The sequence below is a fragment of the Xanthomonas sp. NCPPB 2866 genome, assembly GCF_041475745.2.
Lineage (GTDB): Bacteria > Pseudomonadota > Gammaproteobacteria > Xanthomonadales > Xanthomonadaceae > Xanthomonas > Xanthomonas arboricola.
The window spans coordinates 339,994-352,347 of sequence record NZ_CM192975.1 but is presented as its reverse complement, the minus strand read 5'-3'; the positions used below and the strand labels follow the sequence as shown (position 1 = coordinate 352,347).

9 protein-coding genes are annotated in these 12,354 nt (G+C 67.5%); 7 read left to right on the top strand and 2 right to left on the bottom strand.

Annotated elements, in window-relative coordinates; all coding sequences use genetic code 11:
• Nucleotides 1-53: 53 nt before the first annotated feature.
• From ACCQ04_RS01485 to gvpU, 7 genes are all read left to right on the top strand, one after another.
• Complete coding sequence (locus tag ACCQ04_RS01485; RefSeq protein WP_226427020.1) at nt 54-1,106, top strand: Rieske 2Fe-2S domain-containing protein; 1,053 nt, start codon at nt 54-56, stop codon at nt 1,104-1,106.
• A gap of 17 nt (nt 1,107-1,123) precedes the next feature.
• Nucleotides 1,124-2,083: a PDR/VanB family oxidoreductase gene (locus tag ACCQ04_RS01480; RefSeq protein ID WP_024939815.1), complete on the top strand. Its 960-nt coding sequence runs from the start codon at nt 1,124-1,126 to the stop codon at nt 2,081-2,083.
• 501 nt (nt 2,084-2,584) lie between these two features.
• On the top strand, nt 2,585-4,156 hold the full coding sequence (locus ACCQ04_RS01475) for an adenosine deaminase family protein (RefSeq protein ID WP_226427021.1): 1,572 nt from the start codon (nt 2,585-2,587) through the stop codon (nt 4,154-4,156).
• 86 nt (nt 4,157-4,242) lie between these two features.
• The gene (locus ACCQ04_RS01470; RefSeq protein WP_226427022.1) at nt 4,243-5,424 is read left to right on the top strand and encodes a nucleoside hydrolase; all 1,182 of its coding nucleotides are present in this window, start codon (nt 4,243-4,245) and stop codon (nt 5,422-5,424) included.
• A gap of 4 nt (nt 5,425-5,428) precedes the next feature.
• Nucleotides 5,429-6,889 (top strand): AtzE family amidohydrolase, encoded by a 1,461-nt coding sequence (locus ACCQ04_RS01465; RefSeq protein ID WP_226427023.1) that lies wholly within the window; start codon nt 5,429-5,431, stop codon nt 6,887-6,889.
• Nucleotides 6,889-8,469 (top strand): gamma-glutamyltransferase, encoded by a 1,581-nt coding sequence (ggt, locus tag ACCQ04_RS01460; protein WP_226427024.1) that lies wholly within the window; start codon nt 6,889-6,891, stop codon nt 8,467-8,469. The genes ACCQ04_RS01465 and ggt overlap by 1 nt, the downstream gene beginning before the upstream one ends.
• A 321-nt stretch (nt 8,470-8,790) precedes the next feature.
• Nucleotides 8,791-9,249: a gas vesicle accessory protein GvpU gene (gvpU, locus tag ACCQ04_RS01455; protein ID WP_024939820.1), complete on the top strand. Its 459-nt coding sequence runs from the start codon at nt 8,791-8,793 to the stop codon at nt 9,247-9,249.
• Between the two features lie 320 nt (nt 9,250-9,569).
• Here gvpU and ACCQ04_RS01450 read toward each other — a convergent pair whose 3' ends face one another.
• Both ACCQ04_RS01450 and ACCQ04_RS01445 read right to left on the bottom strand, forming a co-directional pair.
• Nucleotides 9,570-10,769, bottom strand: coding sequence for an MFS transporter (locus tag ACCQ04_RS01450; RefSeq protein WP_046344980.1), 1,200 nt, complete (start codon nt 10,767-10,769; stop codon nt 9,570-9,572).
• A 315-nt stretch (nt 10,770-11,084) separates the two neighbouring features.
• Nucleotides 11,085-11,978, bottom strand: coding sequence for a LysR family transcriptional regulator (locus ACCQ04_RS01445; RefSeq protein ID WP_024939822.1), 894 nt, complete (start codon nt 11,976-11,978; stop codon nt 11,085-11,087).
• Nucleotides 11,979-12,354: the final 376 nt, after the last annotated feature.

Sequence of the window (12,354 nt, the reverse complement as noted above, 5' to 3'; positions counted from 1 at the left end):
GCTTCCTAGAGTCAATCCGGCACCGCTCCCGCCCTACGCCAGAGACTGGACCCATGGATGTCGCCGTCCCCGCCCTGCCGCTGCACTGCACCTTCGAGGCCGCCGACTGGCAGCGCCTGGCCCAGCACTGGCACGCGGTGGCGCTGAGCAGCGAGGTCGGGCAGGCGCCGTTCAAGGCCACCCTGCTGGACGAGCCGCTGGTGCTGTACCGGCTGGGCGAGGAATTGGTGGCCGCGCGCGATGTCTGCCCGCACCGCGGCGTGCCGCTGAGCATGGGCACCGCCGATGGCGGCGGCGTGGTCTGCGCCTACCACGGGCTGCGCTTCGGCTCGGGCGGGCGCTGCAACCACATCCCCGCCAGTCCCAGCCAGAACATCCCGGCCAAGATGCGCCTGCACACCTACGCGGTGGCCGAGCGCTACGGGTTGATCTGGGTGTGCCTGGCCAAACCGGCCGGCGTCAGCGCGGCCGAGGTGCAGATTCCGCCGATGCCCGGCTGGGACGAGAACGGCTTCCAGCAGATCGTCTGCCCGGCCTTCGACATCGGCGGCAGTGCCGCGCGCCAGCTGGAGGGCTTCATCGACGTGGCGCATTTCGCCTTCGTGCACACCGCCACCTTTGCCCAGCCGGACAAGCGCGAGGTGCCGGCCTACACCACCACCGAGACGCCGACCGGCTTCAATGCCGACTACCTGAGCTCGGTGGCCAACTATTCGGTGGACATGCCGCTGCCGGACGTGGACCCGGATTTCCAGTGGCTGCGCCATTTCGAAGTACACCTGCCCTTCGTTGCCACGCTCACCATCCACTTCCCGGTGCCGGGCAAGCGGCTGGTGATCATGAACGCGGCCAGCCCGGTGTCCAAGCACAAGACGCGCCTGCTGGTGCCGATCGCACGCAACTTCGACACCCATCTGCCGGTGGAGGACGTGCACGCCTTCAACCTGCGCGTGTTCGAGGAAGACCGCGCCATGGTCGAGGCACAGCGCCCGGAATACCTGCCGCTGGACCCGCTGCTGGAAGTGCATATCCCGGCCGACCGCAGTTCCATCGCCTATCGCCGTGGCCTGCGCAGCCAGGGCTATAGCGACTTCTTCCTGCGCTGACCGCCAAGGAGCACGCCATGCAGTTGCACGAGGTCCGCGTTGCCGAGGTCTTCGACCAGGGCCATCGCCAGCGCGCGATCCGGCTGGAGCCGGTCGGCGCGGAGTTGCCGGCCTTCGAGGCCGGCGCACATGTGGACCTGCATCTGCCCGACGGCATGATCCGCCAGTACTCGATCGCCAGCGCACCGCATGTGCGCGACCACTACCTGCTGTGCGTGAAGCTGGCCGACGCCTCGCGCGGCGGCTCGCGGCATCTGTGCGAGCAGCTGAGCACCGGCGACCGCCTGCGCATCTCCACACCGCGCAACCTGTTTCCGCTGCATCCGGGCGAGCGCCACGTGCTGCTGGCCGCCGGCATCGGCATCACCCCGCTGCTGTCGATGGCCGAAGCGCTGGAAGCGCGCGGCGAACCCTTCGTGCTGCACTACTACGCGCGCCGGCACGCCGACGTGGCGTTCGGGCAGCGGCTGCAGCAGGGCTTCGCGCACGGCCAGGTGCAGGTGCATCTGAGCGACGGCGGCGAAAGCCCGCGCGTGCATGTGCCCGAAGAATTGGGCCAGGCGCGTGCGCGCGACCAGTTGTATCTGTGCGGGCCGGCTGCCTTCATGGACCACTTCACGCTGCTTGCCAGGGCGCACGGCTGGACGGCGGAGCAGCTGCACCGCGAACACTTTGCCGCCGCCGAGCCCGGCATCGCCCACGATGCCGACAGCGCCTTCGAAGTGGAGCTGGCCGCCAGCGGCCGCGTGGTGCAGGTGCCGGCCGACTGCAGCATCGCCAGTGCCCTGCTGGACGCCGGCATCGAGGTGCCGCTGTCCTGCGAGCAGGGCATGTGCGGCGCCTGCCTGACCGGCGTCCTGGCCGGCACCCCCGATCACCGCGACAGTGTGCTCAGCGACAGCGAACACGCGCAGAACCGGCAGATCACGCTGTGCTGTTCGCGTAGCCGCTCGTCACGGCTGGTGCTGGATCTTTGAGGCGGTCTGTGTGCGGCAGACGCATATGCAGCGCTGCCGCGAGTGCGGCTATTCCCCCATGTCGATGGTCCTGCCAGTGCGATTGGTGAGCACTGCAGATGACGATGCGTTGTGCCGCCGATCGTCATGACCTGCACGCCGCCGCAGTGCATCACCCGTACATCGCGTACCCGCTGTCGGAAACGGCCTGGTCGCTGCAGTGCGCTTGTCTGCGCTGCGCTGGTGTGCAGCGTCAGGCCCGGCATGCCGATGTGCAGGACGCTGCGGGAGATTCGCAAGCGACGAAGCAGCGCTTGTCGATCCGCAGGCATTGCTGGTGGCGCGTCGCCTCATGCAGCACTAAGCCGCCTTGCAACCTCGCCCAGGCGTCCACCCACCGATACGAGCTTCAGCACCAGCAAAAACCCACTCCAGTGCTGGCCGTGCACCACGCATGCAAGGCATGCTTCGCATCTACCGGCGTAATCGCGCCATTGCCGTTCTTTTCGAGCTTTCCATCGCATGTCCATCGTTCATCGCAGTCTGATTGTGGCGCTATGCCTGTTGTTGCCCACCGCCGCACAGGCACGCAGCCAAGCCACCCCTGCACAGCAACGCGAGCAGCAGGTGGCGCAGCTGTTGCGCACCGCCGCCGATCAGCCTGCGCAGCTGCGTGCCTGGCTGCAGGCGATGCCCAAGGGCGGCGACCTGCATAACCATCTGTCCGGCTCGGTGTATGCCGAGGACTACCTGCAGTGGGCCAGCGAGGATGGCGCCTGCGTGCAATTGGACGACCTGAGCCTGCGCGCGCCGCCGTGTGGCAACGGCCAGGAGCCGGCACGCGACCTGGCAACGCGCAATGCCGCGCTGTATGGACGGGTGGTGGATGCCTTGTCGATGCGCAAGTTCCTGCCCAGCCCGTCGCAACCCACCGGACACGGTCAGTTCTTCGGCACCTTCGGCAAGTTCGACGCGGTGGTGCGCACGCGCGTTGCCGACACCGTGGCCGCGGTGCTGGAGCAGGCCGCACGCGACCGTGTGCCCTATGTGGAAATCATCGCCAATCCGCCGCAGATGGATCAGGCCGCAAAACAGATGCAGTCCTTGCCCTGGAAGGGCGACGACGACACGGCCAACCTGCGCGCCTTGCAGGATGCCTTGCCGCCGCTGGTGCAGGCCGCACAACGCGCGCTTGCCGACACCGATGCCCAGGTGCGCCGCGTGCTGCACTGCGACCAGCCCGATGCGCGTCCCGGCTGCCAGGTCACCTACCGCTACGTGCCTTACGTGCTGCGCGTGTTGCCGCAGCCGATGGTGTTCGGGCAGATGGCGCTGGCGCATGCGCTAATCGCCGCCGGCGGCAGCCGCGCGGTGGCGTTGAACATCGTCGCGCCCGAAGACAACCCGGTGGCGCTGGCCGATTACGCGCGGCACATGGCGATGTTCCGCTTCTTCGCCGCGCGCTATCCCGACGTGCCGCTGTCCCTGCACGCCGGCGAGCTGGCCCTGGGCCTGGTGCCGCCGGCGCAACTGCGCTCGCATATCCGCCAGGCGGTGGACGCTGGTGCGCGCCGCATCGGTCATGGCGTGGACCTGCCTTATGAAGACGACGCCGACGGCCTGCTGCAGCGCATGCGCCGCCAGCAGATTGCGGTGGAGATCAACCTCACCAGCAACGATGTGATTCTTGGCGTCAAAGGCCCCGCACATCCGCTGGCGATGTATCTGCGCGCCGGCGTGCCGGTGGTGCTGTCCACCGACGATGCCGGCGTCTCCCGCGCGGACATGACCCACGAATATCAACGCGCGATGCAGGAACAGGGCATCGATTACCCCACCCTCAAACAGCTCGCCCGCAACGGCCTGACCTACAGCTTCCTGCCGGGCACCAGCCTGTGGGATGCCGGCGGTAACGCTGCGCAGGCCTGCGCCACTGCGTTGCAGCGCGAAACCGATGATGCTGCCTGTCGCGCATTCCGCCAGGGTAGCGAGAAGGCCCGGCTGCAATGGCAGCTGGAAACCGACCTGGCCCAGTACGAGCGCACGTTGTTGAATGCAGGAGCGCGCCAGAGCGCGAACGGGCTTTACCGGTAACCCCCCGTCGCGCGCAGGCACGCTCCTACCAACGCCCTCGATCCATCGCCGCTGCAACGCACTCAACCTTCCATGACAAAGACGCAATGACCGACCCGCACACCTCTTCATCCAGACGCCGCGTCATTCTCGAAGACGACATCGACGGCTTCACACCCGCGCAGCTGCTGCTGTTGCAGTCGCCCGAGGTCGAGGTGTTGGGCATCAGCGCGGTCAGCGGCAACATCTGGCGCGACGAAGTGCTGGCGCATAGCTGCCGCCTGCTGGAATTGGCCGGTCACCCCGACATCCCGGTGCTGCCCGGCCCGGTGCATCCGCTGCTCAACAGCGAACTGGCCACCGAGCGTTGGGAAGCGCTCTACGGCAAGCTGGTCTGGAAAGGTGCCTGGACCAGGCACTGGGTGGATGGCGACACCGTGCAAAGCGCGCCGCGTTATCACGCGCACGACGTGGTGCCCGACCTGCCGTTGGGCAATCCCAGCGTGGTGCGCGCGTCCGACGAGCCGGCCGCGTTGTTCATGCTGCGCATGGTGCGCCAGTATCCGGGCGAGGTGAGCATCATTGCCACCGGCCCGTTGACCAATCTGGCGCTTGCGCAATCGCTGGATCCGTCCTTCGCCACGCTGGCACGTGAGCTGGTCTACATGGGCGGCAGCCTCAACCCACGCCAGCAACGCAACAGCATCAGCGCGCAGCAATTCGCGCGCGAGTTCGTCAACTCGCCACGCCGCGAATTCAATATCCGCTGGGATCCGGAGGCGGCCAGCATCGTCATGCGCGCCCCCTGGCGCAAGATCACCATGGTGCCGGTGGATCCATCGACCGCGACCGAACTCACGCCCGACCTGCTGGCGCGCATGAGCGCGGCCGATACCAGCATCGGCCATGCCTTGCGCCGCCGCGAACCGGGTTTTCCGATGTGGGACGAACTGGCCACTGCGGTATGGCTGCGGCCCGAGCTGGCGACACGGACCGAGACGCTCTACGTCGATACCAACACCGCCTTCGATGCCGGCTACGGCGACATCCTGTCGTGGGCACCGGGGTACCAGCCGGGCCTGGGCGAGCAGGCGCAGACCGTGGTGCATGTGGTGGATATCGAAGCGTTCGAACAGCTGCTGGTAGACCATCTCACCGCGCCGCAACCACCAGCAGTCGGCCTGCCGCTCCCCCCTCTCCCCTCGGGAGAAGCTGCCCGAGGCGCGGATGATGCTGCGGCATCCCAATCCCGACTCCCAACGAGCGAATCCCCGCTTCCAACCAGGTGACCCCATGCAACTCCCAGCGCAGTGGCAGGCCGGCATCGATCGCAATACCGAGGTCCTGCGTGGCCACGCGCAGCTGCTCGCCAGCTTCAACGCGCCGCGCCCCGCCGCACCGGACACCACCACGCCGCGCGGGCTGATCGCTTCCATCGTCAGCACCACCCGCAGCCAGCCCACCCTGGCCGCACGCCTTGCCACCCAGACGCTCACGCGCATCAACCAGGCCAACGACAGCCTGCGCGCGATCACCCGCCTGCTGCCCGCACGCGCCGCCGCCGATGCCGCGCGCGTGCAGGCCGCGCTGGCCGGAGGCAGCGACGGCGGTGCCTTGGCCGGGGTGCCGTTCGTGGTCAAGGATCTGTTCGACGTCGCCGGCCAGGTCACCACCGCTGGCGCCGTCATGCGCGCGCAGTCCGCGCCCGCCAGCCGCGATGCGGCCGTGGTGCAACGGCTGAGCGATGCCGGCGCGGTGCTGGTCGGCACCGCCAACATGGACGAATTCGCCTACGGCTTCGCCACCGTCAACGCGCACTACGGCACCACCGCCAACCCGCACGATCACCGCCATCTGGCCGGTGGCTCGTCGGGCGGCTCGGCCGCCGCGGTGGCCGCCGGGCTGGTGCCGTTCGCGCTGGGCTCGGACACCAACGGCTCCATCCGCGTCCCGGCCGCGCTGTGCGGCGTGTATGGCCTGCGTCCCACGCACGGCGCGTTGCCGCTGGATGGCGTGTTCGGCTTCGTCGATGCGCTGGATGTGGTCGGCCCGTTCGCCAGCTCCATCGCCGACCTGCGCCGCGTCCATGAAGTCATGCTCGGTCAGCCGCTGGCGTCGTGCAATGCCGGCAGCCTGCGCATCGCCCGCCTGGGCGGCTGGTTCCAGCGCAACCTGGATCCCGAGCTGGATGCCGGCCTCGGCACGTTGCTGACCGCCTGCGACAGCAACACCCTCATCGAATTACCCGAAGCAGAACGCGCCCGCGCCGCCGCCTTCGTGCTCACCGCCGCCGAGGGCGGCCACCGCCATCGCGCCGGCCTGAGCACGCAGGCCGAGCGGTTCGACCCAGCCACCCGCGACCGCCTGCTCGCCGGCCTGCAACTGCCCGCCAGCGCGGTGGCCGATGCGCACCGCTTCGCGCAGTGGTTTGGCGCCGCCATGCAGCGCCTCTGGGACGAGGTGGATGTGTTGATCGCCCCGGCCACACCCTGCGTGGCGCCGCGCATCGACCAGGACACCATCCAGATCGACGGCCTGCCGGTGTCCGCACGCGCCAACCTGGGAATCTTCACCCAGCCGCTCGGCCTGGCCGCCTGCCCGGTGCTGGCCGCGCCGTTGCCGCGCCCCGGTCGCCTGCCGCTGGGTGTGCAGCTGATTGCCGCACCCGGCCGCGAAGACCGCCTGTTCGCGCTCGCCGCGCAACTCGAACGCGACGGCCTGCTGGCCTTCAGCCCACCGGCGGAGACACGCTGATGCTGCACACCTTGCGCGCACGCCGCGGCATGGTCGTGGCCCCGCACCATCTGGCCGCACAGGCCGGGCGCGATGTGCTGCGCGACGGCGGCAATGCCATCGAAGCGGCCGTCGCCACCGCCGCCTGCCTGGCCGTGGTCTACCCGCACATGACCGGTATCGGGGGCGACGGCTTCTGGCTGATCCACGACCCCGACGGCCGCGTGCACGCCATCGACGCCTGCGGCCGTGCCGCACAGGCTGCAACACTGGAGTTCTATCGCGGCCACAGCAGCATTCCGTGGCGCGGCCCGGGCGCGGCCAATACCGTCGCCGGCACCGTCTCAGGCTGGGCGCTTGCCCTGCAGCACGCAGGCGGCGGCCTGTCGTTGCAGCGCCTGTTGCAGGACGCCATCCACCACGCCAGCGCCGGCGTGCCGGTGACGCTGGGCGGTGCGCACATCGCCACCAGCAAGGGGGCCGAGCTGCGCGTGCAACCCGGTGCCTACGCGGACATCTTCGAACCGCGTGGCACGCCGCTGCACGAAGGCGCACTGCTGTATCAGGCGCAGCTCGCACACACCCTGCAACGGCTGGCCGACCACGGCCTGGACAGTTTCTATCGCGGCGCATTGGCCGACGACATCGCCGCCGACCTGCAGGCGCTCGGCAGCCCGCTGCGCGCGCACGATCTTGCTAGCCACCACGCCGACGCCAGCGTACCGCTCTCGGTCGCCATCCACGGTGCACGCCTCTACAACCACGCACCGCCCACGCAAGGCCTGGCCTCGCTGCTGATCCTTGCCTTGTTCGATCGCCTGCAGGTCGCACAGCCCGACAGCTATGCGCACCTCCACGGCCTGGTCGAAGCCAGCAAACAGGCCTTCCTGATCCGCGACGCACACCTCGGCGACCCCGACTGGATGACGCTAGACGCACAGGCGCTGCTCGATGACAGTGGCGCACTCGATGCGCTCGCCGCACGCATCGACATGCGCAGCGCACTGCCCTGGCCGCAGCCCTCGCAGGCCGGCGACACCGTCTGGTTCGGCGCCATCGACGCGCACGGCCGCGCGGTCAGTTGCATCCAGTCCACCTATTTCGAATTCGGCTCTGGCCTGGTGCTGCCACGCACCGGCATCACATGGCAAAACCGCGGCTGCAGTTTCCGCCTCGCCCCCGACGGCTGGAACGCACTCGCCCCGGGCCGTAAACCCTTCCACACCCTCAACCCGGCGCTGGCCACCTTCGACGACGGCCGCGTCATGGCCTACGGCACCATGGGTGGTGAAGGCCAACCACAGACCCAGGCCGCGATCTTCTCCCGCTACGCGCGTTTCGGCGTGCCGCTGCAACAGGCCATCACCGCACCACGCTGGCTATTGGGACGCACCTGGGGCGAAGAGAGCACATCACTCAAGCTGGAAGACCGCTTCGATCCGGCACTGGTGCAGGCACTGCGCGATGCCGGGCATGCGGTGGACCTGTTGCCCGCCTACAGCTCGGTGATGGGACACGCAGGCGCGCTGGTGCGCGAGGCCGATGGCGTGATCAGCGGAGCAAGCGATCCGCGATCCGATGGTGCGGTGGCTGGGTGGTGATGGTTGGGGCGTGATGATGCTTGCTGCGCCTGCGTGGTGACGGGCAGACATCGCTGCCCGCCAATCAAGCGATCGGGTCAGAGCGTGCTTGCACCCCAGCACCGGCTAGCGCGCAGGACCGAGACTCCAGCCAGTTGCAGGCCGACAAGGTGAACATGTCATAGACTCTGGGCATGCTCTCCAAGGCGACGATGGCGGACTCAACCACGCCGTTCACCGGACAGGACGCACCTGCTTTCTTGGGCATGCATGGCGATGGGTAAGCTACGTCGCCGTGCTTATTTCGACAGACGCATCAACCCTTCCACCAAGGAGAGCCATATGACAGAGCAAGAAGACAACCAACCCAGCCTGGAAGACGTCAAGCTGGCATTCGACGGCCAGAGCCTGGATTGGTATCTGCAGAAGCTGGTCGCAACGGTCAACAGCTCGAACGTGCAGTTCGGCATCACGCTGTTTGTCGAGGGCATCATCGTGTCCGGCCAGCTGGTCAGCGGCAAGCAGTACTTCGAGGCGTTTGCGCAGGAATTCTCTGCCGCCTATCCCGGCGATGCCGAGGAAAAAGAGGATATCCGTCGTGCGTTTGCCAGCCATGCCAGCATCTACGACACCGAGGAAGATGCGCAGCAAAGCAGCCGGCCGCCGCAATTCATTCACCTGATCGACTCGCGTTGCTTCTCGCCCGGCGGCCAGCCCCTGCCCAGCAACCGTGGTGTGCTCTGGCGCGGCAAGGTCAATGCCGTGTCCGGCTTCACCCTGGGATCGCTGTCGGCCGATTGAGCCTGACAAGTTCCGCGTTGGTGTGAGGTGCTCGTCATCTCACATCGGACTGTTGGAGATAACGCCAGGAGTCCGCCACGACGGCACAACAGCCACACGCGCTTGCGCTTGCTGACAACGGTGCGCTCGCCAACGTCTTCCGTTGTCTCTCGGCATCGGACCGGCGCTGCTCGATGGCAGCAGCACCGGCCATGCGGCAATACCTACGCAGACACCTTGGGTGTGCGCCGCGAGAGGGAGCCAAGCACTGCCTCTGGCGTCGTTGCGTGGCACGGGCCGACGTCCGCGCAATGCGCGCCGCATCGTGCGATCGCCATCGCTCACGGCTGTAAGCGATCGCCACGCCCTGCAACCAGTGACGAGGCCAGCAGCAACACACTGGCACCCACAAAGGTGGCGCCGATCGACACATGATCCAGCAGCACGCCGCCTGCGGCCCCGCCCAGCATGATGGAGAGCTGGATTGCGGCAACCATCAGGCCGCCACCGCTTTCCGGTGCGTCCTTGACGCAGCGGCTCAACCAGGTGGACCAGGCCACCGGCATCGCCGCGTTGAGCGTGCCCCAGGCAATCATCGCCACGGCCACGGCCCACACCAGGTGACCTGCCAGCAGCATGCCGATGGTCGCCACACCCAGTGCGACCGGCAGTACGCTGAGCAGGGTGAACAAGCGCTTCGGCACCAACGCGGTGGCGGCATAGGTACCGACGAATCCGGCCAGGCCCAGGCCGAGCAGCAGCAACGACAGTTGCGACACATCGACCTGCGCAACGGTTTCCAGAAACGGGCGAAAGTAGGTGAAGGCAGAAAACGCACCGGCAAATCCGAGCATCACCGCGAGCATGGCGCGCGCAACATAGCGACGCTTCAACAACGTGACGATGCCGCTCAGCGAAGTGGTGCCCTGTGCGGGCATCGATGGCAGGCTGCGCCATTGCCAGGCGATGGTCAGCGCAACCAACGGCAACATGCCCCAGAACACCCCGCGCCAGCCGATGGTGGCGCCCAGATAGCTGCCCAATGGCGCGGCGAATGCAGCAGCGACTGCGTTACCGATAAACACGATGCCCAACGCCTTGGGCACCGCATGCTCGGGCATGATGCGCATCACCGTGGCGGTGGACAATGCCCAGAAGCCGCCGATGGTGATGCCGAGCAACGCGCGCGCCACCATCAACATGCCGAAGCTGTGCGCATTGGCGATCAACAGCAGCGACAACAGCATCACCCCGGTCAGTGCGATCAACACATGGCGCCGGTTGAAGCGCGACGACAGCGGTGCGATCAGCAGGCTGGCGACCACCGCGAACAGGCCGGAGATCGAGATCGCCTGGCCGGCCATGCCGGCACTGGCGTGCAGATCGGCGGCGATCGGCGTGAGCAGGCTGACCGGCATGAACTCGGAAGCGATCAGCAGCGCAACGCAGAGCGACATCGAGCCGACCGCGCTCCAGGTCTGGCGGGTTGCGGCGGGTGCGGCGCGCGAGGATGGATCGGTAGCGAGCGAACTGGCTTGCATGTGGGGCCTTTGTGCGAAGTGGAATGCGAGACGAACGCCACGCCGCAAGCGCGCTGACGCCGCGCTCGATCGCGAACCTGGTGTTCGGAGGGGATGCGCCGCAGGCAGCGATGCACTGCATCGACCTGTCAGCGCAGCGACGCACGACGGGCGCAATGCAGCAACGGGCGCTGCGGCTCGGGCGTGTGCGTGTCTGGATGTGCTGCAGCTTACGCAGGCCGTGAACAGCGATAAAGATGGCGGATGCGCACGGGCTTATGAAGCCCGCTCATCAACCACTTGCCTGCGTCGAGCACCTCTGCCTGGCGCGGACCCTCAACCCTTGTAGCGCAGCGCATCCACGACGAGGTTGAAGGCGGACGAGGAATGGCGGCGGCTGGGATAGAACGCGTGCAAGCCCGGCCAGGTCGGCGACCAGTCCTTCATCACCCAGCGCAGCCGTCCGGCCTTGATATGCGGGCGCGCCAGATCCTCCTGCACGAACGCGATGCCGAAGCCGTCCACCGCCGCGTCCAGCGCTTCGTAGGTGCCGTTGAAGGTCAGCTGGCCATCCACGCGCACGATGACTTCGCGGCCGTCCTTTTCCAGCTCCCAGGCGTAGATGCCACCGGCGGTCTTCATGCGCAGGTTGATGCAGCTGTGCGCGGTGAGGTCCTGCGGCGTCTTGGGGATGGGCCGACGCGCGAAATAGGACGGCGCGGCGACGATGGCCATGCGCATGTCCGGTGCGATGCGCGCGGCGATCATGTCCTTTTCCACCTGGTCGCCCAGCCGTACGCCCAGGTCGTAGCGGTCGGCGACGATGTCGGTCAGGCCGTTGTCGACCACGATCTCGACCTTGATCTCCGGGTAGTCGCGCAGCAGCCTGGACAGCTTGGGCCACAGGATCGCGCGCGCGGCGTAGTCGGTGGCGGTGATGCGCACGGTGCCTGCGGGCGTGTCGCGCATTTCGCCGAGCGCAGACAGCGCCTCCTCGATTTCGGCAAAGCGCGGCGCCACCGTCTGGATCAGCCGCTCGCCGGCTTCGGTGGGCGCCACGCTGCGCGTGGTGCGGGTCAGCAGGCGCAGACCCAGCGTCGCTTCCAGCCCGCGGATGGTGTGACTCAGCGCCGACTGCGAAACGCCCAGCTTGGCGGCAGCGCGGGTAAAGCTGCCCTCGCGAACGATGGCGATCAGTGCCAGCAGGTCCTTGAAGTTGTCGCGCGCCATTGGTGAATCTCTTTCATGGAATCCACATGACTGTAGCAGCCGGATGAGAAGGAAGACCAAAGCCCCGCTCTTGCGGGAGCGGGGTTGGGGTGAGGGTATGGCTGCTCAGCTATCTCGACGCTGCCGCACCCGCATCCGCCCTGCTGGCACCTGCTCCCGGCGGGAGAAGGAACAAAACGGGCCGCAAGCCGCCCGTCGCATTTTTTGCAACGCCCGACCCTAAAAAAACCGCTTTGGGGTGACGGGGCGGGTTCGTATAGTCGATTCGACGGCCACCGCCGGCCGCGCGAGCACCTGATGCCATTGTTGCAAGGCGACCAACGTTGGCGATATCCGCCCCCTTTCCACACCGCCTGCGGAGGCTCCATGCATCAGT

Excerpts from the sequence above, each read along its gene's own strand:
- ACCQ04_RS01485 (WP_226427020.1), top strand. The coding sequence starts at position 54 with ATGGATGTCGCCGTCCCCGCCCTGCCGCTGCACTGCACCTTCGAGGCC.
- ACCQ04_RS01480 (WP_024939815.1), top strand. The coding sequence starts at position 1,124 with ATGCAGTTGCACGAGGTCCGCGTTGCCGAGGTCTTCGACCAGGGCCAT.
- ACCQ04_RS01475 (WP_226427021.1), top strand. The coding sequence starts at position 2,585 with ATGTCCATCGTTCATCGCAGTCTGATTGTGGCGCTATGCCTGTTGTTG.
- ACCQ04_RS01470 (WP_226427022.1), top strand. The coding sequence starts at position 4,243 with ATGACCGACCCGCACACCTCTTCATCCAGACGCCGCGTCATTCTCGAA.
- ACCQ04_RS01465 (WP_226427023.1), top strand. The coding sequence starts at position 5,429 with ATGCAACTCCCAGCGCAGTGGCAGGCCGGCATCGATCGCAATACCGAG.
- ggt (WP_226427024.1), top strand. The coding sequence starts at position 6,889 with ATGCTGCACACCTTGCGCGCACGCCGCGGCATGGTCGTGGCCCCGCAC.
- gvpU (WP_024939820.1), top strand. The coding sequence starts at position 8,791 with ATGACAGAGCAAGAAGACAACCAACCCAGCCTGGAAGACGTCAAGCTG.
- ACCQ04_RS01450 (WP_046344980.1), bottom strand. The coding sequence starts at position 10,769 with ATGCAAGCCAGTTCGCTCGCTACCGATCCATCCTCGCGCGCCGCACCC.
- ACCQ04_RS01445 (WP_024939822.1), bottom strand. The coding sequence starts at position 11,978 with ATGGCGCGCGACAACTTCAAGGACCTGCTGGCACTGATCGCCATCGTT.